The sequence below is a fragment of the Humibacillus sp. DSM 29435 genome (assembly GCF_001758225.1).
In the GTDB taxonomy this organism is placed as follows: Bacteria; Actinomycetota; Actinomycetes; order Actinomycetales; family Dermatophilaceae; genus DSM-29435.
In genome coordinates this window covers 94,140-114,646 of the sequence record NZ_MAST01000010.1, presented here as the reverse complement: position 1 = coordinate 114,646, position 20,507 = coordinate 94,140, and the positions used below count along the sequence as shown (strand labels likewise).

Annotated in this window: 22 protein-coding genes; 13 read left to right on the top strand and 9 right to left on the bottom strand. The window is 70.0% G+C overall.

Translation table 11 applies throughout. The features are described 5' to 3' along the window. A partial coding sequence (locus tag BA895_RS08615) for an HNH endonuclease signature motif containing protein (protein ID WP_217493867.1) occupies positions 1-746 on the top strand: 746 nt, incomplete at its 5' end. 226 nt (positions 747-972) lie between these two features. Here the strand turns inward: BA895_RS08615 and BA895_RS08610 are convergent. From BA895_RS08610 to BA895_RS08575, 8 genes are all read right to left on the bottom strand, one after another. Then, entirely contained in the window at positions 973-1,683 is a 711-nt protein-coding gene (locus BA895_RS08610) for a class F sortase (RefSeq protein WP_070191500.1), read from the bottom strand. Positions 1,684-1,730: 47 nt separating this feature from the next. Beyond that, the gene (locus BA895_RS08605; protein WP_083283137.1) at positions 1,731-2,501 is read right to left on the bottom strand and encodes a CHRD domain-containing protein; all 771 of its coding nucleotides are present in this window, start codon (positions 2,499-2,501) and stop codon (positions 1,731-1,733) included. A gap of 242 nt (positions 2,502-2,743) precedes the next feature. Next, complete coding sequence (locus tag BA895_RS08600) at positions 2,744-3,559, bottom strand: isocitrate lyase/phosphoenolpyruvate mutase family protein (protein ID WP_070191482.1); 816 nt, start codon at positions 3,557-3,559, stop codon at positions 2,744-2,746. A 135-nt stretch (positions 3,560-3,694) separates the two neighbouring features. Next, the gene (locus BA895_RS08595; RefSeq protein WP_139142576.1) at positions 3,695-3,913 is read right to left on the bottom strand and encodes a hypothetical protein; all 219 of its coding nucleotides are present in this window, start codon (positions 3,911-3,913) and stop codon (positions 3,695-3,697) included. A gap of 155 nt (positions 3,914-4,068) precedes the next feature. Beyond that, positions 4,069-4,818 (bottom strand): maleylpyruvate isomerase family mycothiol-dependent enzyme, encoded by a 750-nt coding sequence (locus BA895_RS08590; protein WP_070191480.1) that lies wholly within the window; start codon positions 4,816-4,818, stop codon positions 4,069-4,071. Between the two features lie 34 nt (positions 4,819-4,852). Next, the gene (locus BA895_RS08585; RefSeq protein ID WP_070191479.1) at positions 4,853-5,494 is read right to left on the bottom strand and encodes a TetR/AcrR family transcriptional regulator; all 642 of its coding nucleotides are present in this window, start codon (positions 5,492-5,494) and stop codon (positions 4,853-4,855) included. A 64-nt stretch (positions 5,495-5,558) separates the two neighbouring features. Next, on the bottom strand, positions 5,559-5,744 hold the full coding sequence (locus BA895_RS08580) for a hypothetical protein (RefSeq protein WP_070191478.1): 186 nt from the start codon (positions 5,742-5,744) through the stop codon (positions 5,559-5,561). A gap of 152 nt (positions 5,745-5,896) precedes the next feature. Next, on the bottom strand, positions 5,897-6,679 hold the full coding sequence (locus tag BA895_RS08575; RefSeq protein ID WP_070191477.1) for a TauD/TfdA family dioxygenase: 783 nt from the start codon (positions 6,677-6,679) through the stop codon (positions 5,897-5,899). Positions 6,680-6,856: 177 nt separating this feature from the next. On the opposite strand from BA895_RS08575, the gene BA895_RS08570 reads away from it, so the two are divergent. Beyond that, a complete protein-coding gene (locus tag BA895_RS08570) occupies positions 6,857-7,405 on the top strand; it encodes an acyl-CoA thioesterase (RefSeq protein ID WP_070191476.1) in 549 nt (182 codons plus the stop codon). Positions 7,406-7,439: 34 nt separating this feature from the next. Here the strand turns inward: BA895_RS08570 and BA895_RS08565 are convergent, their stop codons facing one another. Beyond that, entirely contained in the window at positions 7,440-8,159 is a 720-nt protein-coding gene (locus tag BA895_RS08565; RefSeq protein ID WP_070191475.1) for a bacterial transcriptional activator domain-containing protein, read from the bottom strand. Between the two features lie 621 nt (positions 8,160-8,780). Between BA895_RS08565 and BA895_RS08560 the strand changes: the two genes are divergently transcribed. The 11 genes from BA895_RS08560 (at position 8,781) to BA895_RS08510 (ending at position 20,357) form a co-directional block, all read left to right on the top strand. Further along, positions 8,781-9,863: a hypothetical protein gene (locus BA895_RS08560; RefSeq protein ID WP_070191474.1), complete on the top strand. Its 1,083-nt coding sequence runs from the start codon at positions 8,781-8,783 to the stop codon at positions 9,861-9,863. Positions 9,864-9,889: 26 nt separating this feature from the next. Further along, entirely contained in the window at positions 9,890-10,291 is a 402-nt protein-coding gene (locus tag BA895_RS08555; protein ID WP_139142575.1) for a hypothetical protein, read from the top strand. Positions 10,292-10,301: 10 nt separating this feature from the next. After that, positions 10,302-10,487: a hypothetical protein gene (locus BA895_RS08550; RefSeq protein ID WP_070191472.1), complete on the top strand. Its 186-nt coding sequence runs from the start codon at positions 10,302-10,304 to the stop codon at positions 10,485-10,487. Further along, a complete protein-coding gene (locus tag BA895_RS08545; protein ID WP_139142574.1) occupies positions 10,474-10,860 on the top strand; it encodes a hypothetical protein in 387 nt (128 codons plus the stop codon). Before BA895_RS08550 ends, BA895_RS08545 begins: the two co-directional genes overlap by 14 nt. 163 nt (positions 10,861-11,023) lie before the next feature. Continuing rightward, positions 11,024-11,959, top strand: coding sequence for a hypothetical protein (locus BA895_RS08540; RefSeq protein ID WP_070191470.1), 936 nt, complete (start codon positions 11,024-11,026; stop codon positions 11,957-11,959). Positions 11,960-12,272: 313 nt separating this feature from the next. Then, positions 12,273-12,830, top strand: a complete 558-nt coding sequence (locus tag BA895_RS08535) for a hypothetical protein (RefSeq protein ID WP_070191469.1) — start codon at positions 12,273-12,275, stop codon at positions 12,828-12,830. A 42-nt stretch (positions 12,831-12,872) separates the two neighbouring features. Then, positions 12,873-14,408: a hypothetical protein gene (locus BA895_RS08530; RefSeq protein WP_070191468.1), complete on the top strand. Its 1,536-nt coding sequence runs from the start codon at positions 12,873-12,875 to the stop codon at positions 14,406-14,408. Between the two features lie 97 nt (positions 14,409-14,505). Then, complete coding sequence (locus BA895_RS08525) at positions 14,506-15,018, top strand: hypothetical protein (protein WP_070191467.1); 513 nt, start codon at positions 14,506-14,508, stop codon at positions 15,016-15,018. Beyond that, on the top strand, positions 15,015-15,818 hold the full coding sequence (locus tag BA895_RS08520; RefSeq protein WP_070191498.1) for a PP2C family serine/threonine-protein phosphatase: 804 nt from the start codon (positions 15,015-15,017) through the stop codon (positions 15,816-15,818). The genes BA895_RS08525 and BA895_RS08520 overlap by 4 nt, the downstream gene beginning before the upstream one ends. A gap of 1 nt (position 15,819) precedes the next feature. Then, entirely contained in the window at positions 15,820-18,585 is a 2,766-nt protein-coding gene (locus tag BA895_RS08515; RefSeq protein WP_070191466.1) for an FHA domain-containing protein, read from the top strand. After that, entirely contained in the window at positions 18,582-20,357 is a 1,776-nt protein-coding gene (locus BA895_RS08510; RefSeq protein ID WP_070191465.1) for a serine/threonine-protein kinase, read from the top strand. Before BA895_RS08515 ends, BA895_RS08510 begins: the two co-directional genes overlap by 4 nt. Positions 20,358-20,507: the final 150 nt, after the last annotated feature.

Here is a 20,507-nt window from a genome sequence, read left to right as displayed (position 1 = left end):
GCGGCACCCTCGACCCCGAAGGCGCCGCGACCCTCAAAGCCGCCATCGACCCCCTCAGTGCGCCCCGCCCCCTCACCGATGAGGCCGGGGTCAAGATCGAGGACGACCCCCGACCACCCCACCAGCGGCGGATGGACGCCCTGCTCGACCTCGTCGCCCGCGGTGTCACCGCGCCCGGTCAGGCACCGAGCACAGACAAGGCCAAGATCGTGGTCACCATCAACTTCGAGGCCCTACGCGACTGGGCCGCGAACGGTTGTCCACCCGACTGGGCCACCCGCGGCGGCGGAAAGGGCTCGGCCGGGAAGAACGGCGTGGCGGGCAAGGGCGGGAGCGGGTCGTGCCTGTCCGGGGACGTGCTCAGCGCGGCCATCGTGCGCCGGATGGCGTGCGACGCGACGATCATCCCCGTCGTGCTCGGCTCCGACTCCCAACCATTGGACGTCGGTCGGGAAGAACGCCTCGTCACCCGGGCCATGCGCACCGCCCTCTGGCTCCGCGACAAGGGCTGCTCGTTCCCGGGCTGCTCCACCCCCGCCCAATGGACCGACGCCCACCACGTGCGGCATTGGATCGATGGCGGCACCACCTGCCTGGGCAACCTCGCCCTGCTGTGCCGGCGACACCACATCTACGTCCACGACAAACACCTCACCGCGACCATCACCACCACCGGCGTCACCTGGCACACCTGGCAACACTGGCGCACCACCTTCGGCACCGGTCCGCCACCTCATCGAGCGTAATTAGACTCACCCCCTGAGCACCGAGCAGACGGTTGCGGCACTGGTTGAGCGGCCGCCTCGTGGTGTGGGGCACCCAGGCCGGCGGCTCGACGGCATCCTCATCGATGGGCACCCTTGTAGAGGGACCCCCTCGTCGATGGGCACCCTTGTAGACGGACCCCCTCGTCGATGGACACGGTGCAGTCCCAACAACGTTGGGTTGCGGGCCATGCGCCCGTGCAACTCTTCAGGCGCGGGTGAGGTGGGCGAAAACCACGACGTTGTCGCGGTACGTGCCGTTCCCGTCGAGCTGGCCACCACACGTGATCAGCCGCAGCTGTGAGCTGGCGAGCTGGCTCTCGTAGACAGCCGCGGTCGGGAAGGCCCTCTTCGAGAACGCCTGCACTCTGTCGACGGTGAACACGGGCGTTGTACCGTCGGCTCGGCTCACGCGTATCTGATCGCCTCGCCGCACTGCGCCGAGACGGTAGAACACGCCCTCGCGCCCTGACGCGGTGTCGACGTGTGCGGCCAGCACCGCCGATCCGAGCTGGCCTGGCGTGGGCCCGGCGGCGTAGACGCCGACCTGATCAGCCTCGACCGGCACCGACAGGGTGCCGTCACGCTGAACCTGCAGAGGCACGAAACTGCTGCTCCTCAGGCCGATCGAGCGAATATCGAGTCGCACCGGTTGCGACGCCGGCAGGAACGTCGCCGGTGATGGGCGGGCCTTCGCCTTCGCGGGTTTGCGAGCAGCCGGCCCGGTAGGGATGGGCGAGGCAGGTGCGGATGTCGTCACCGCAGCCGCCATCGCAGCTGGTGGCTGCGGTGGCGGGCCCGGACGGTCCAGACCGAAGCCCACCAGCACGGCACCGGCCGCGAGCAGCGAGACGCTGGCCAGCACGGCGCCGTGGGCGCCGCGCTGGCCAGCGTTAGCAGGTAGACCGTGTCGGTTCATCGCGTTGCCGTGCCCCGAGCCCAGAGGCCGGAGCACAACCATGGGGCCTAGGCCGCAGCGTTGGACCGACGCTTGAGGGCGAAGGCACCGGCTCCGGCGCCAGCCAGCAGCAGGCCGCCGCCCACCAGCAGCAGGTTCTGGTTCGAGCCTGCAGCCGTTCCACCGCCACCGGTTGCCATGCCGCCGGCCGGGGCGGCCTTGAGGATGCCGCAGAGCGCGGGGTCGGTGGCCTCGGTGGGCAGGCTGGGGTCGAGGTCGCTCTTGGTGGCGCCGTCGTACTTGCCGTTCTTGTTGTAGTCGACGCCGTGCACGACGATGGCGGCCTGGCCGGCCTTGATTCCGGCGGCGAGCTCGGGGCTGACCATGATGCTGCCGCGCTCGTAGCTGATCTTGCCGCCGGCGGCGGTGTCGAACCGGTCGATCGCGAGGGCGCTCTTGGGCGAGGTGTCGCCGGTCTTGGTCAGCGAGACCATGACGCCGCCGTAGGCCGGTCCGCCTTCGCTGGTGTTGATGTGGCCGTCGCCGTTCTTGTCATCGGCGATGGTGGGGCACGCGTGGGTGGCATCGGCCGCGAAGTGGATGTGGGCGGCGTGCGGAGAGCCGGCGAGCAGACCGGACGCGGCGACGGTCACGGTGACCATGTCGCCGTCGACCTGCACGGATGCCGTGCCGCTGACGTTGGAGACGTTGTTGTTGGCCACCGGGTTCAAGTTGCCCGACACGGTGGTGCCAGCGGCGAAGGCGGGCCCGACGGCGAGGGCCAGTGCCCCTGCCGCGGCGAGGGAGGTGCCGGCGATGCGGCGCGTGCTGATGTTCATGTTCGTTGCCCTTCGTTGATGGAGCTCAGACATGGCGCAACGACCCCTGCTCGATGGCAGGCCGCACTGACCACCCGTTGACGCAAACTATTACAAAAGTGCCGTTCGTGCGATTTGTCTAGGCTTCGACACCGAAATGAGACTCCTCTTGTGGTCGATGCGGTTCGCTACCGCGGCGATGCCTGATGGAGCTGTGCTCAGGAATGCCGAAGGACCGGCGGTCTGGCCGCCGGCCGCCCCCATCACGAACCGAAGCGTCGCTGGATGTCGCCATAGGCGATGGCACCGTCGAGGAAGCCGAGCGTTCCCGAGTCGAGCAGCTCCCGGCCAGCGCGCTCCAACGTGCTGAGCGCCGCGCGGGCCAGACTGCCGCCCAGGCTGACCCGCCTGACGCCGAGATTGAAGAGTGTCGGCGCATCGATGACATTGGCGAGCCCGGCCACCACGTTGAGCGGGCCGGGAATGGCTGCGGCGAGCCTGCGGATCGTGTCCTCCTCGACGACGCCCGGCACGAAGATGCAGTCGGCCCCGGCCTCGAGATACCGCATTGCCCGTTCGACCGTCTCCGAGAAGGGGTCGCGACCCGTGCCCGTGAAGTAGGTGTCGGTGCGGGCGTTCAGCACGAACGTGCCGCTGGGGGCCGCGGCCCGGGCAGCTGACAGGCGATCGACCGCCTCATCGACTCCGAAGAGGCCGCCCGGCCCGGCATCCTCGAGGTTGCCGCCCACCGCTCCGAGCTGCACGGCCCGCGCGACGGTGCGGCCTACCTTGTCGGGGGTGCTGCCGTATCCGGCTTCGAGGTCCGCGGTCACCGGCACCTTCACCGCGGCCACGATCTCAGCGACGCGCTCGAGCATCCTGTCGCGGTCCAACACCTCTCCGTCAGCGAGCCCGCAGGACCACGCGATACCTGCACTGGTGGTGGCGATCGCTGAGAAGCCGACCTGCTCGAGGATGCGAGCGGACCCGGCATCCCAGGCGTTGGGCAGCACGAACCCCTCACCTGCGTGCAGCGCCAGCAGGGCTCTCGCCTTGTCTGTCGAAGATCCCGTTGTCATGAGCGCTCCTTCTCGAGGTCGACGCCGGGCTCACCGTCGTCGAGATCGACGCACAAGGTTCTCCCGCGTGCGTAGACCTCGGCCGTGGACGGCAGTCGGCGATGGGGTAGACCGTTGCCCGTCGCGGGCGAGGCCTCAGTCGACTTGCAGGCGTACCGCGACGAAGCGGGCGCCGTCACCGTCGAAGTCGGTGATGCGGACCTTCAGATGCTCACCCACCGTGGCCCGTGACCCACCTGGGCCGCGGATGACGCCTTGCATTCCTTTGGCGGTCACGAGGGCGACGGCGCTGGTGACGCGAGTCACCTGGCACACGATGAGGTCGCCGACCTTGAGCTCTGGCATCTGGCTCACCACTTTCCTCTGCACCGGCAGAGCGGCAGGTCAGCAGTCTCAAGGAGACCCGTGCTCTGTGTGAAGGGGCCCTGGTTGCCGTGGCAGCCGAAGGTCACCGTGGCCACGGTAGCGCTACCGTGCCAGCCGATCGAGGGATGCGGGGCGCGGTTGTCTCACAGGGGCAGCGGGTGGCGCATCACTCCGGTGCCAGGCAGTCGCCCGGCCAGGGTGCGGATGAAGTCGAGTGCGTCCATCTCGACGGGCTCGCCGCCCTCGCCCTGCCTGAACGTGCCGCCTGCGGTGCCGGTCAGGTGCAGGTCGAACGGTTCGCCGTGCAGCTCGCCCCACTCCTGCACGATGTCGGCGACCAAGCGTCCGTCGTGGGCGGGGTCGAGCTCCATCGGCCGGCCGATGACGGCGTGGATGTCGATGCGGTGCGCCCACGTGTCGCGGGTGAAGCCCACTTCGAGCAGGTAGTTCACCGGCTTCCAGCCGACCGGGGGGCCGAACGGAACCGGGGTGTAGCGCATCGGCAGGGGAGTGCCGAACCGGCCCTTGACCGCCTTCGGACCGACTGCCCCGAGCTGAGCGACGACCCCGTCGTTGCTCAGGCCCGAGCGCTCGCGGATCTGGAGCTCGTTGAGTCCGTCGACCCAGTGGTGGGAGTCGATCTGCTTGTTGAGGGGAAGGCCGCGGAGCAGCTGGTGCAAGAAGACCAGCGGCGAGGCCTGGGCGTCGGCAGAGCCGAGAACGTGCAGGACCATGGTGCGCACGTCCCACCCGACGCAGTCGGTATCGACGGTCCATTCCTCCGGGGCCAGCGAGGCGGTCAGCGCCGCGAACCTCTCGAACTCGGCCGAGGCGAGAACCCGGGCCTCCGTGCGGTTGATGCGGGTGACTCCAGCGGTGTCTGTGGTGGCCATCGAAGTCTTCCTTTCGTTTCGGTGAGAGGTGAGATCAGGTTTGGGGGCCGGGCCTGGGGGCCTTTCGGGCGGGCTGTCGAGCGGGTCGTGGGGTGGGATGCCGGGCGGCGGCGAGCAACATGTCGACGGCTCGTTCGGCGTGGTCGGCCCAGCGCTGGCCGCCGGGATCGTTGGCGACCTGCTGGTGCGACATCCCGCTGATCAGGGCGCTGAACAGGTCGATGTCGGCGTCGGTGGTCATACCGGCCCTGGCCGCGAGTGCGGTTGCGCGCCGGTAGAACTCCAGCGAGGGTGCGTAGGCCTCGGGTGATGGTTCGAACCCGGGCAGGGTGCGTTGGAAGAGCATCTGGTGGCGTACGGCACTCGCGCTGGAGAACAGCACCAGGTCTCGGACGAGCTCGATGAGCGCCTCGCGTGGGTCGCCGACCTCGTCTCGTGCCTCGAGGTGACGCAGCAGCTGGTGGTAGCCATCGGCGAACATCGCGTCGTAGAGGGCGAGCTTGGAGTCGAAGTACACGTAGAGGGAGGGCTGTCGCAGCCCGACGGCGGCGGCGAGGTCGCGCAACGAGATCGCCCCGAGGCCGTCGCGTTGGGCCAAGGTCCAGGCGGCGTCCACGATCTCGGTGATCTTTGCTTCGCGGCGTTTCGCTCGAGGGTCTTCGGCAGGCAGGGTCATGGGGGGCTCCAGGCGAGTCGCAGCGGGGGCCGCTGGGTGTCGGTCAGTTGCGTCAAGGGTGGCTTCAGGCCATCCGAGGCCCGCGCGGGCTGGCGAACCACGGGCTGCGCCACTGCAGACGGCGCCGGGCCACGAGGCGGCGAGGGCTGCGGGTGGCGCGTACCTGGCTGCTCAGTCGGCCGCGCTCCGCCTGCTGCAGCCGGTCGGCGATCTGCAGACTCGCGAGCTGCTGAATGAGGTAAGGGTTCATGTCGGTACTCCTTGATCCGATCGGCGATAGTATTTCTATCGCCAATAGGAAAACTATCGCTGATAGTTTCGCTGGTCAAGGGTTCTGGTGGAGAGTTCTTCCCTGGGGGTGTCATCAACGCGCCGGCCATCGGGGCCGCACGGGTCACGAGGTCAGTGCGCGACCGATGCGTAGCCGGTCACCATCCCCCGGTGCATCACGCGATCGCCCACGACGCCGTCGTGGTCGGCGCGATGCATGACGCAGCCGTTGTCCCAGATAACGAGGTCTGCCGGAGCCCAGGCGTGCCGGTAGAGGTTGTCGGGCCGGGTCGAGCGTGCGTAGAGGTCGTTGATCACGGACGTGGACTGTGCGGCATCCAGACCACTGACGCTGCCGCACCGGTCGGGAAGGGTCAGGTAGAGGGCCACGCGCCCGGTCAGCGGGTGCGCCCGGAAGAGCGGATGGTCGGCCTCGTGCTCCTGGGCCTCGCCCGGGTCGACCCCGGTGACGACATGCCGAACGACCCGGCCCTCAAGTCGTCGGCGTAGCGGGCCCGGGAGCAGATCGTAGGCACGGTACTGGTTGGTGAAGAGCGTGTGCCCGCCCTGGGCAGGCACTTTCACAGAGCGTAGGGCCGTGTACGCCGGCGGATGGCGCACGTAGCTCGTGTCGACGTGAAAGCGGCTCCGTGGTGGGCGCGTGCGCCCGATGTTGCTGACGACGTTGAGGTCAGGATGACCGTCGACCGGGGTCTCGCCGACGGTGAAGACCGGATCACCGAACCGCCGCAGGAACGCGTCGAACTGCTCGTCGTCAAGCGGCTGGTCCCGCAGCACAGCGACGCCGTTCTCGGCCAGGAGCAGAGCGAGCTCGCTCGCCTGGTCGTCGTCGAGACGGCTGGCGTCGAGGTCTGCTACCTCGACGCCGACCGGGTAGAGGATCGTCGTACGCATGGCTCTCTCCTTCGCGGGTCGCGGGGTCGGTGGCGACCACCGTTCAGGCTTCAGTCTGGGTTCGCATCCACGACCGATCAATCCGGAGACGCGAACCCTGGTTCCTCAAACGGCCGAACGGTTGCCTGACGCGGTGCTCCTGTCATGCTGGTCACACCGTCAAAGGAGGACCCGGTCATGGTTGCGTCCGCCGCGCAGGGCGAGCCCAAGGTGCCGCCAACCGGCGGCGACGGTTCCCTGCCCACTCCCTCGCAGACCCGGCTGACCCTGGCCCACATCATGAGCTCCCACGACACCAACCTGATGGGCACAGTGCACGGCGGGGTCGTGATGAAGCTCGTCGACGATGCCGCCGGCACGGTGGCGGCTCGCTACTCCCAGGGGCCCGCAGTGACCGCCTCCATGGACGAGATGGTGTTCCTGGCGCCGGTGCGGGTCGGTGATGTGATCACCGTCGAGGCGCAGGTGAACTGGGCCGGTCGCAGTTCGATGGAGGTCGGATGCCGGGTGCAGACGACGCGATGGGACCAGCTGAGTGAACCAGTGCACGTGGCGTCGGCCTACCTGGTGATGGTGGCCGTCAACACCGACGGCGGCCCGCGAACGGTGCCGCAGCTGGACCCGCAGACACCCGACGAACGACGCCGCAACCGGGAAGCCCTGATCCGACGGGAGTCTCGGTTGACCCGGCGACAGGCCATCCACGAGTCCCGCCACACCCGGTGAGCCGGAGGTCGACCGGTCAGAGCTCGCAGACACGTCAAGCGCCGGTCGCCGAGATCCCCTCGGGCTCTGCCAGGGGATTGCCGAACGGGTACAGCTGACGGATCACGGCCCGCAGGTCGGGCCCGGGCTGCACGCCGAGCTCACGTTGCAGCGCGCGCCGGTACCGCCGGTAGTGGCGAAGGGCGTTGCTGGGGTCACCGCGTCGGGCGTGGATCTCGATGGCCAGCCGGTTGGCGCTCTCCGACCACGGTTGCACCTCGACGGCCGACAGTGCGTAGGGCAGCGCCTCGTCGGTGTGCCCGGCCGAGAGCAGGCGGTCGGCTGCCTTCTCCAGGGCTTGCGCGGCCAGCATCTGGAGCCGCTCGTTGGGAGCCTCGAGCCACTCGTCCTCCCACCCCGGCAGCAGGGATCGCCCGACCCAGGCCGGTGGTGCGCCGACCGCCGGGTAGGTCACCTCGTAGATCGTGGCGTTGACCCAGTCGAGGGCCCCGTCGAGATCGAGTCTGACGCCCTCCGCGATGGCCAGCACGTCGCCCGACACGGTGATGAAGCCGTCGGCTGCCACGTGCAGCCGAGAGAGGGTGGCCCGCAGGTTGGCACCGGATCGCCCCGATGCCGCGTCGGGCCACAGCACCGCGCCCACCCGCGAGCGCGCCAGCGGTCCGGTGAGGGCGGTCACGGCGAGCAGCCGCTCGACGCTGTGCGGCAGGGGTCGCACGTGACCCTCGACGCGCGCCTGGAAGGGACCGATCACGCGCAGCTCTCGGGAGGGGCGTGGCGGTCCGGCCGAAGTCACTCGGGCCCGACCCTGGCCGTCAACGGGCCAAGACCGCGATCCCGCACAGGACGCATGGAGCCAGCGTAGGGACTTTCCGAACTTTTGCACCAAATGACCGTGCGGGCGTGTCACGAGCCTCGCGCGGCGCGGCGCGTCTGGCTTTCACCCAACGGCGGTCACGGGCCCGAACTCTGTCGGGAGACAGGGTTTCGCGTAGACCCATCGTGCGCTGAGCGGATGCCGTGGGGCGGCCTTCGTCGGGCCGGCTTCGAGCGCGGCGCGGAGGAGCTAGCCGATTACGCACTGCCCCAACGGCATCCGTCACCTGTGTCAGCGGTCACGTTCGGCGGCAGCGCGCCCGCGGGCCTGGCCTGGCCCCTGTATGGCTGCTGGTGCGGACGTCGCGGAGGCGGCACCGTCACAGATCGGTGCGATCAAGGCCACCGGTAGAGCCTCGTGTGAGACGTTCCGGTGCGCTGGGCCGGCGCCGGGCACCGGTCCAGCGATGCGCCGGCTCGCTCTGCGGTGCGCCGGCTCCGGTTGCCTGCAGGAGCCGCCACGTCGGCGGCTCCCATCAACACGACGGAGGCAGCACCCATGAGCACCAACTGGAACCTGGGTTATACCCAGATGCTTCGCAACACCCAACCTTCCTACTGGGGAAACTGGAGCCTCGACGCGCACGTCGCCGCCGGAGCCGTCGGCATCGTCAACACCTCGACCGGCGCCTTCCAGTACGTCTCGACGCTGCCGCAGGTGCAGGTGGGCACCACCCACGCCCCGTCGAACGAGTGGAAGGTGCAGTCGTCCGACGTCACGCAGACCACAGCTGCGGTCGACCTCAAGGGCTCGGTCGTCGACCCCGACACCGGCACGAAGGTCGACGCCGGCGTCGAGATGACGTGGTCGTTCGGATCGGAGGGGTCGCTCAGCTCGACCTTCCTGCTCTCGAACCAGTCGTACCTGGTCGACCCGCTGACCCAGTTCGCCTCGAACAAGGACTGGCTCGTCGCTCAGGCCACCAGCGCGGGCATGTGCGAGGGGGGCCAGATCACGCAGGGCTTCGGCGTCATCACCCAGGCCCTGATGGCCGTGAGCGGCCTCAACCTGGGCGCCCAGTCGCAGAACTCGTCGTTCTCGATCACCGGTTCGGTCGGTGCGACGAACGCGATGGTGGGCGACGCCGGCGCCGATGCCAAGGGCTCGTACGCCCAGACGAAGGCCAGCGCCTCGTTCGAGGAGCACCTCTGGCCGGCCGACCCCAACGTCGTGGCGACCACGCTGATGCCGGTCGCCTACCAGTTCGCCTCGTTCGTCGGTCAGACGCCGGTGCTCGGCTGGGTGAACAACCTGTCGGGCATCTCCATCCTGCTCGACGACTCGCACGGTGGCACCTACATCGTCGACGCCAAGGCGACGTACTCCGTGAACGGCAAGCAGCAGTCGTGCAGCGCGCAGGTCTCGGGGGGCCGAGCCACCATGATGAACGCCATCCCGGTGGGGGCCACCAGCCTGACCCTCGACCTCGGGTTCAAGGGCATGTTCAGCGACGAGAAGCACCGCTTCAACTGGCCCTCACCCATCGGTCAGTTCCCGAACGGGCAGATCTTCATCGACCTCTTCGGCGTGTGGCCCGGGGCGACCCGCGCGGTCGAGCGCACGACCGGCGCGGTCGGCTGACGGCCCGGACGAGAGAGGAGAGCGCCATGCCCTGGTCGAAGCCAGATCCCGACGACCCCCCACGCAAGAACCAGCCGAACTACGAGCGTCGCCGGGTCTCGATCCCTGGGCCCGCGAGTTTCACGAACGCCGATGCCAGGCGCCTGATCGAGGAGACCAACTTCGCCACCTCGTTCTACGTCAACACCTCTGCCAAGAAGGAAGAGACGCGTCAGGCGTACGCCTACGTCACCTTCGAGGACTGGAGGCTGTGCGTGGTCGGCCACATCCACGTCAAGGAGGGCAAGTTCACGCTTCCCGGCAAGAGCTTCATCCCCGGCTGGGCCGGCTGGAGCCTCAAGACTCCGCCGGGCCAGTGCGCCGTCATCGACGGTCTGGACGACCACGGTGACTTCCCGGAGGACGACCGCTACCCGACGAAGGACTGAGCTGAGTGACATGAGCAACGACGAACAGAAGCAAGCGGATTCGGCGACCAACACTGGGGCGACCGACGGGCACCAGGACGTCGGGGGCCAGAACGAGACGATCCCCGCGCCGCAGCAAGAGCCGTCGGCCATCGACGTCTCCGACATCGAGGAACGGCCGGCGCCGGACGGGGGTGACAGCGATGCGAACGCCTAGCCAGAGCGTGGCCCGAGGGCGGTCGTACTCCACCTATCGGGTCGGCTACTGCCTCAACTACGTGTGGAACGCGATTGCCTCGCCCACGCACTTCGGGCTCTCCGACGCCAACGCGGGATGGGCGGCCACGGTGCACCGCCACACGACCGACACCCCGCCCGCAGGTGTGCCCGTCTACTGGGCCGGCGGCGATCACGGTCACGTCGCGCTCAGCGTCGGGGGCGGCCGGGTGCGTTCGACCGACTACCCCCACAAGGGCAGCGTGGGTGAGGTCGGTATCAAGGACCTCACCCGGATGTGGCACCTGACCTATCGAGGGTGGGGCGCCGACTACTGCGGCCACGCCATCCCGAACGTCGCCATCCCCAGCTAGGCGTCACCGCGTCTGTCCGGCATCGCGTCTGTCCGGCATCGCGTCTCCGGGCACAACGCCATCCAGCACAACGGCATTCACAACAACGGCATCCACAACAAGGGCATCGAAGGAGAAGGAACGACATGACCACGAGCAGTGCCAACCTCAACCAGGCGGAGCCATGAGCACCATCCAGCTCTTCGCCTACGACATCGCCACCCACGACGGCACGAAGGTCAACGCCGCGCTGAGCGCCCAGGGCGCGAAACCGGCCGAGCTGCCCGCCCCTGACCTCTTCCGACACCAGGCCCAGCTGCAGCTCGACCTCATCAAGACCGAGGTGACCAAGCGGGCCACGGCGAGGTCTCTGCCGGTCTTCATGGCTCCGGAGTTCTTCTTCAAGGCCTACGACGGGCTGCCCTACGACCGCGCCACCTTCTTCAACGGCGTCGACGTGCTCAAGACCTTCAGCGCAAGCGTCCCCGACGTGCTCTGGGTCATCGGCACCATCTGGTGGCAGGAGCCCGTGAAGTCGGGTCAGGCGCTGGTGCACAACACCGCCCTGGTGCTCAAGGCCGGCACGATCGTCAGGTCGTGGCAGAAGGAACGCCTGTCGGGCATCGACGGACTGGCCAAGGACGGTACGGAGGTCTGGGACCGCTGGGAGCAGGAGCACGCCCGCGTGCTCGTCGCCACCCAGGACCCGCTCTTCCAGGCGCCCGGGCCGGGTGGCGAACAGATCTCGATGGGCATCGAGATCTGCCTCGACCACCTGACCCTCGACCGGGGCCCGAACCGCGAGGGGGTGCTGCGCACGACGTACGTGAAGCAGAACGGTTTCAGGGGCGCCGGGGTCGATGTGCATCTGCTCACGGCGGCCGGGATGCGCCTCCAGAAGGAGAACATCGTCTCGAGGCGGGGCGGCGCCATCCTGCGCGTCGATGGCGGTCGGGGCGCGAAGCCTCGTTCGCAGAGCGCCGTGGTGGCCCGCGAGGGGTCGACGCCGGAGTCAGCGCTGCGACGGTGGGCACCCACGCTCGCCGGGGGCGATCCGGTGTACGTCGGGAACGACCCTGACGACCGCCTTGCCGTTCACCCTCCGGTGAACCTGGGCTAGGCGAATACCCGCCGGGCTCGTCGGGCGAACCGTGAGGCGCCCCGCCACTGCTGACGGTGGCGGGGCGACCTCGCGTCCTTGATGTCTCAGCGCCACCGCCTTCACGGTCGCGCCGCCGACGGGCCATCCGAGATCGAGCAGCCCAGGCTTGGTGGCGATCGGGGCTCGCACGTCGAGTGGGGAGTTCTCCCCATCGACGGTTCCGGTGGCCGGGCCTAGCCTTCGAGGCAGTGCGGCATCCGTCGACACGTTGAGTCACAAGGCTGAGCCACAACGCTGAGCCACGAGACGCTGAGCCACGAAGGGGGTCGCCATGACGACACTGGCGTTCCCGAGCACTGTGTTCCCGGGGCCACCGCAGCTCGCGCTCGAGATTCCGCCGGACTGGGAGTCGGTTCCGGCGGCCGGCGAGACCGACCACGTCGTGCTGGCCGCCCTGCGGCCGCTGCCCGAAGACCAGTTCAAAGCCAACATCATCGTGACGGTCGACGAGACCTTCGCCGACCACACCGTGCGATTCGACCTCGACGGCGTGGAGGCCACGGCCGCGCATCGCCGCGAGGGCACGGTCGGTCAGGTGTACTCGCGTCCTATCGACGGCCTCACCTTCTTCGGTCTCGACCTCAGCTACATCGACGACATCGCCGGAACGCTGCTCGTCAGCAACCTCTTCGGCTTCCTGCGCAGACAGGTCGACGGGGGCCTGCTGCGCATCACGGTGACCGCCACCATCGGTTCGGCCGACCACACCGCCGACTACGCCACCGTTCACCAGGTCATCGACGGGCTCCGGGTCACCCCCGCCGAGGGCACCGTCCCACTCATCGCCGACGACGCCGACGACGCTGTCGCGGCTGACGGCGAGGGCTGACGACGTGCGACCGCAGCCGACAGGCGCAGGGGGAGGCGCCGAATGACCATGTACAAGAGGGGCGCTGACGCCGAGGCGTTGACCCGCATCGCCGGAAACATCCGGGGGCTGCAGGGCGAGCTGGCGCGCATCGAGCAGAGCTCGCGCTCGGCGATGGGCTCGATCCAGGGCAACTGGGGCGGCCAGAACCTGCTCACCCTCGTAGGTCACTTCAACGACACCGCCATCCCTGCGATGCGGGCCTGCAACGGGGTCTTCGACGCGATGGCGCAGAAGCTCGACACGAACGCGAAAGCACAGGTCGCCACCAGTGGTGGCGGAGCGGGGGGAACAGCCGGGCCGGGGGGAGCCGGCGGAGGCAGTGGTGGCGGCGGTACCAGCACGGGTGGGGGCCCGTCGGTGCCGCCGCCCCACGGCAAGAACGACGTGACCAAGACCAAGGGCAAGAAGTTCAGCCTGGAGGACAAGGACCCCGACGAGACGTCGGGGGGCGAGGGCAACCAGTACACCCGCACGCAGCACGGGTCGACGCAGACGTACGAGAACACCCGCACCGGCGCCGACGGGCGAGAGCACTACGACCGGTACACGCACGCCGGTGACTACCACCAGCCCCAGCTGCAGCACGAGACCGGCTACACCCGCGAGACCGAGCGCGACGTGCACCGGCCGTGGCTACCGACCGACGGCTCCGACGACCCGGGCCGGTTCGCGAACCGGCACGACGACGCATCGCGGCGCATCGGCCATGGCGTCGAGGCCGTGAACTGGACCTACAAGGACGAACACCCCGACAGCAGCTACACCACGCACTACTACGACTCGAACGGCAACCCGACCGACAAGGACCACGCCGCGAGCTCCACCATGGGCGGCACCCTCGGCACCGAGACGAAGCACCACACCGAGGTCGGCATCAAGGACGGCGCCCTCTACGCCGGGGCGGGAGCCGGCGCCGGCGCCTATCTGCTGAAGGGCAAGGTCGACGGCAACCTCGGTGACCACGGACGTTACGAGGCCGGTGGTTTCGTGGGCGCCGAGGCGAAGGCGGACGCCGGGGTGAGCCTCGGCAAGGACGGTTTGCAGGCCAAGGTCAACGCAGAGGCCTTCGCCGGCGCGAAGGGCAACGTCGGGGTCTCCTACGACAACGGCCCCCTGGCCGGTCACGCCGACGCGAACGTGATGGCAGGAGCGGAGGCCAAGGCGGACGCCTCGGTGGGGATCGGCAAGGACGGCGTCAAGGCCCATGCCGGCGCTGACGCCTTCGCGGGTGTCAAGGCCGGCGCCGAGGTGGGCGGCAACGTCGCGGGTGTTGGCGGCACGGTGGGTGGTGAGGTCTACGCCGGCATCGGAGCCCACGCCGACATCGACGCGAACTTCAGCGCCGAGAGCGTCAAGGTCAAGGTCGATGTCGGCGCCGCGATCGGGATCGGGGGCGGGGTGAAGTTCAGTGTGGACGTGCAGCCCAAGGAGATGATGAGCGACGTCGGCCATGGGCTCGGTGACGCCGGCAAGGCGATCGACGGTGGGCTCGAGCACGGCGCCAAGGCGATCGGCAAGGTGTTCGGCTGGCACTGAACGCGACCCTTCGCAGGCTGACGCCCGGTCTGGCCCTGCGATGATTGACTGACCGCGCCGCCCCCGACCCTGCGGGCGCGACCGAAAGGACTGACCGATGAGCACGCTGGCCTACCCGAGCCCGGACTTCCCGGGCCTGCCCTCCGTGGCACTGGACGTGCCCGAGGGCTGGGAGCCCGCATACGCCCCGGGAACGACGATGGCGGCGCGTCTGCCCCGCCCGAACGGGTTCTCGCCGAACGTCGTCGTCAGCATCGAGCAGTGCATGGCCGGCCACACCGTCGAGCGCTCGCTCGAGCAGATCGCCGAGATGGCCCGTTCTCGTGGCGGTGACGTCTCGGAGCCGTTCGCCGCAGAGCTCGGTGACGCCGAGTTCATCGGCTGTGATGCCACCTGGCCCGACCCCGACGTCGACTCGGTGCTGCAGGCCAACCTCTTCCACATCGTGCGCACCGGCGGCCCGGGGATCGCCGGCTACCTCGTGCAGCTGACGGGTGCCGTGGCGGGCCCTGACGCCGAGCCCGACTACGAGCTGATCCGCGACGTGCTGACCACGGTGCGGGTGACCCCGTGGGCCGTGGGCGGTCAGCCGACCAGCGCCGTCTCATGAGCGGGATGCTGCCCAACATCGCGGTCGGGCTCGCCACCGACGTCGGGCGGGTGCGTTCTCTCAACGAGGACAGCGCCCTCGCCCACGGCACCGTCTACGTCGTCGCCGACGGGATGGGCGGCCACGCCGCCGGCGAGGTCGCGAGCAGGATCGCCGTCGAGACCGTCGCAGCCCTGTCGGAGCGAGACGGGCTGCAGGTGCGAGACGTTGTCGCCCAGGTGGGAGAGGCCAACCGCCGCATCCTGGCCTCGGCCGCCCGTCACCCCGAGCAGACCGGCATGGGCACCACCATCGCCGGGCTGGCCCTCGTCTCGGTCGGGGGGTCCCGGCACTGGGCCGTGTTCAACCTCGGCGACTCCCGCGTCTACCGGCTGCTCGACGGCCACCTCTCGCAGGTCACCGTCGACCACTCCGAGGTGTGGGAGCTCGTCGAGCGTGGGCTGATCACGCCCGAGGAGGCCGCCCGGCATCCGGGCCGCAACGTGGTGACCCGCTCGCTCGGGCGCGATCCCATGGGCACGGTCGACACCTGGGTCTTCCCGCCCTACCCCGGCGAGGTGTTCGTGCTGTGTTCCGACGGGCTCTCGAACGAGCTCGACCTCGCTGAGATCGAGCGGGTCGTGTGTCAGGTCGGTGGTGCCGACGCTGCCGCCCGCGAGCTGGTTCGCCTCGCCGTCGAAGCAGGTGGCCGTGACAACGTCACTGCTATCGTCGTCACGTCGCAGGGGCAGGAGCACGACTCCGACGTGGACGAGGACACCACTCCCCGGCAGAACGTGAGCTTAAGAGCAGGGGAGTGACGTGGCTGGGCCCTCGGTAGATGTCGAGCGTGCGCCCGACGGGTGGACCCACATCGGCGGGCCGAGCATGCACCTGCTCATCGCCCTCGACGAGGACGACGATCGCACCCTCGCGGCCAGTGACGCGGCCGACGGCGGCGACCTCGACGACGTCATCGAGGTGCTCACAGCCGGCGGCATGCGTAAGGCCCGACACTTCGTCGGCGTGCACTGGAAGAACGAGACGCGCATCGTGTGCTTCGGCCCGGTCGCAGCCACCGTCACCGACGCCGACGGCACCGAGCGCGAGGTGCGCTCGACCAGCGCCCGGGTCTGGACCGACCTCGAGCTCGACCGCCCACCCGAGAAGGTGTCCATCCGGGTGCTCGACGAGACCGAGCTGAGCCGGCCGGTGCCGCCCGACACGTTCACCGAGGCGGGTCTCTCGCCCTCGCCGTCCGAGCCGAGCGCCGTGCCGGATGCCGCTGACCTCGGCGCCGCCCGGGTGTCGGCCCCCGCTGCAGTGTCGACCGCCGACGTCGGTCACGTGTCACCCGATGCAAACGTCGCCCGCCCGGAAGCGCAGCAGCCCGAAGCGCAGGGGCCCGAAGCGCAGGGGCCCGAAGCGCAGGGGCCCGAAGCGCAGGGGCCCGAAGCGCAGGGGCCCGAAGCGCAGGGGCCCGAAGCGCAGGGGCCCGAAGCGCGATCGGTGGAGACCCCGGCTGCGGTCGAGCCTGACTCTGCGGCAAGGCCGCCGACGATCCCGACCTTCGGCGCCAGGAGCGACAGGAGCGACAGAGGTGGCGGAGCGGGTCCTGCGCGCCCGACCAGCAGCCCCTGGGGCCGCTCCTGGGCCACGTCGGAGCCGGTCGCCGTGACTACCGATGCGGCCGCGGAGCCCGGGGTAGCGGAAGCACTGCCCTCACCCCCTTGGGAGTCGCCGGTCGCCGTGGCACCACCGCCGGCCCCGCCATCGGGGCCGGCCCCCGTCGACGAGCCGCCAACCGAGCCCACCGGCGAGCGGCAGCCGACCCGACCGGCTGATGCGCCAACCGAACCGACCGACACGGGGCCGCGGCGGGCATCGCCGTCCGGCCTGCCCAGCTGGGGCTCACGTCGGCCCGCTCTACCTCGGCGCGCAGCAGCGACGCCACCGGCTACCACCGTTGCCCCCAGCCCGCCGACCGATCGGGAGCCAGGGCCGGTCACGGGCATCGAGCCGGTCGAGCAGCCGGCGACGAGTGGGGAGCCGGTCGAGCAGGAAACCGCACGCGTGGCGGCGCCCGTGGACGCTGCGATGGTGCCGGAGCGGCTGGCACCGGCCGACCGCCCTGTCACCGGCGGCCCGGTCGACGTCGAGTCGACCTGGCGCCCCTCCGCCGACCTGCCACCGGCTCAGCCCACTCGGTCTCAGACCGCGCCCGTGCCCGAGACCACGGCCGTTCCCCCCCCCAAGCCCGCATCCGAGCCCACCCCCGACCCCATGAACGAGAGGGAGGCCCAGCGCGAGGTCGGCGTCTCCGAGGCGAACGACCCGCCGAGCTACGACTACCTGTTCGGGCACACCGTGGCCGCCGACGAGCACCGCAGGTTTCTGGCCGACCTCGAGCCGGGTGACGATGAAGAGACTCCCAACGGCACGAACGACGCAGACAGCTCAGACCGGCTGCCCGCCGAGCAGGCCGCAGATGCTGAAAACCCATTGCCGACAAGGGGATCAGTCCTGTCAAGCCCGCCCAACCCGGCACCGACAGCGCCATCCGCGCCGCTGCCCACCACCACCGGGGGCCTGATCTCGTCGGTTCCGTGGGCCAGCTCACCGCCCGCCTCGAGCACGACGCCCCAGCGGCCTGACGAGGCGGCCGGCCCTGCTGAGGTCGCTGCGGTGCCGACGTTCGGTGGGCGACGCACCCCGCCACCCGCCCCGAGCCTGCTCCCGAACAACCCGCCGCCGGGGCCACCGGTCTCGACGAGCGCCTCGTTCATGGTCTCCGGCCCCCCGCCGGCTGTGGCGCCGCCGCCCGCACCCACAGCCACCCCGCTGCCCGCACCCACAGCCACCCCGCTGCCCGCACCCACAGCCACCCCGCCGCCGGCACCCACCCCGTCGCCCGCTCCGCCCGGCCCAGCCGCCTCGTCGTCGCCCGTTCAAGCCACCGCCCTCGCCGCCGGCCACGGTGGCTCCACGACCGCCGACGACCGCAACGACGACAGCAATGACGCAGACCTTCGTGATCACGAACCCGACGACGGTCTCACCATCGACCGCACCGCCCTGACCGAGGCCCGCAACGCGGCTCAGCAGTCGGGGGAGTCGGGACCCACCGTGCTCGCCGTGCTCTGCTCGGCCGGTCACGCGACACCTCCGCACAGCGAGCATTGCCGAGTGTGCGCAGCTGGCATCCCCACGCAGGACCCCTTCACCATGCCTCGCCCGGCGCTCGGCATGCTGCGCCTGTCGACCGGCGACGTCGTGAGCCTCGACCGCAGTGTGCTGCTCGGACGGGCGCCGAAGCTCTCCGTCGACCTCTCCGGTGCCGACCGTCCGCACGTGGTGAAGGTGCCGAGCCCGCAGCGCGACGTGTCGCGCAACCATGTCGAGATCGTGCTCGAGGGCTGGCACGTGCTGATCCGAGACCTCGGCACGACCAACGGCACCACGGTGGCCCTGCCCGGTGACCAACCGGTGCGGCTGCGCGCCAACGACCAGCAGGTGCTCGAGCCGGGCTCGCTCGTGTCGATGGCCGACGAGATCACCTTCACGTTCGAGGCAGGGGAGAGCCCGTGAAGAAGGGCGCCCCGCCGAAGATTCCGGGCCTCGTCTTCGTGCAGCCGCTCGGGTCGGGCGGCTACGCCGACGTCTTCCTCTACGAGCAGCAGAGCCCGCGCATGCCGGTTGCCGTCAAGGTGCTGAAGGGTGACGGCCTGACCGACTCGCTGCGCCGGCAGTTCGTCGAGGAGGCCGACACCATGGCCCAGCTCGGCGACCACCCGTACATCGTGCAGGTGTTCCGGTCGGGCACCTCCGACGAGGGGCGGCCCTACCTCGTGATGAAGTACTACCCGCCGCCCAATCTGGCGATGCGGGCCCGCGCCGAGCGGTTCTCGGTCGAGGAGGTGCTGCGCACCGGCATCCAGCTCGCCAGTGCGGTCGAGACGGCGCACCGGGCGAACATCACCCATCGTGACATCAAGCCCGCCAACGTGCTCATCAGTGCCTACGGCGCACCCGGCCTGACCGACTTCGGTATTGCCGGGCGCGGCGGCCTCGGCGAGAACGTCGAACCCGACACCACCGATGACGTCGGCGTCTCAGTTCCGTGGGCGGCGCCAGAGGTGCTCTACGGGCAGAGCAACGGTGACGAGCGTTCTGACACCTACTCGCTCGCGGCCACCCTGTGGCACCTGCTCGTCGGAAGGTCACCGTTCGAGGTGCCCGGCGGCGACAACTCGGCCTACGCGCTGATGCCCCGCATCCGTGGCTCGGCCCTGCCGGGCACCGGCCGTCAGGACGTGCCGGCCGGGTTGGAGCGGCTGCTCGCGCAGGCGATGGCCAAGAACCCGGCCCAGCGCCCCGCGTCCGCTCTCGAGTTCGCGCGCGCCCTGCAGACGGTCGAGGCGAACCAGCGGCTGGCCCGCACCCCGATCGTCGTGCTCGACGAGCAGGGTCACACCACGCTCTTCAGCCAGACGAAGAACTCCCCAACGGGGCGAGGTGACACCGACGACGACCGCACTCGCATCAAGGCGCCGCAGACTGTCATCGCCCAGCCGGGTGCGTCGGCTCCGCTCGACGAGACGACCCGACGCCGCATCGAGGAGGCGCCCACCCGCTACTCGCCCGCGCCGATGCCGGGCGGTGGTGCGCCGGGGGGTGTCGGCTCCGCGCCGGCCCGGCCGGCCACCGGGTCAGCAACCGGAACCGCGCAGGCGTCGGCGGCCGCACCGGTGCGGCCCGCGGCCCGCACCGAACCCACCACCAGCCAGACCGCTCGACTCGCAGCAGAGGCAGAGGGCGACACGGTGCGCCGTCCGGCCGCCGGCGTCGGTGGCCCGACCGCCGCCGACCCGGCCGTTGCCGACCCGGCCGCAGCCGCGCCCGGGGCCGCCGGTCTGCTGGCCCGACCTCGCGTGCTGTGGGGCCTGGTCGCGAGCCTGGCGGTGCTGGTCGTCGCCGTGGCCTTCCTGCTGCTGCGACCCGGCTCGCAGGATGACCCGACGACCCCCTCGGGCCCCTCGCCGAGCATCACGCTGCCCCAGCTGACCGACTCCAACGCGGTGCCCGGCGCGGTGTTCGACCCGCCTGACCTGCAGGCCGACTCGGTCAAGGGCGGTGTGCGGTTCAGCTGGAGCTACCCCGACCCGTCGAAGCAGGACACCTTCCAGCTCTTCGCCGGCGCGACGGCATCCGACGCGGGCAAGGCCAAGCCGCTGGCTCTCAAGACCCTGGACCACACGGTCAAGCTCGCCCCCGGCCGGCAGCAGTGCGCCTTGGTGGTCGTCGTGCGCAATGGCGCCTCGTCGCCGGCGTCGAAGGCCGTCTGCGAGCGGGCGCAGTAGCCCGAGCCCGAAAAGGCCGCAAAGTCGTACCACCGAAGCAACCGAAACCGGCATAAGAGCGTCATAGGCGCGGAAGCGGCGCTAAGGTGCGCGACGGCGGCCATCTCAGGCGTCCGTCGGGCGTGCGCTCGTTCTGTCGACAGGTGAGGG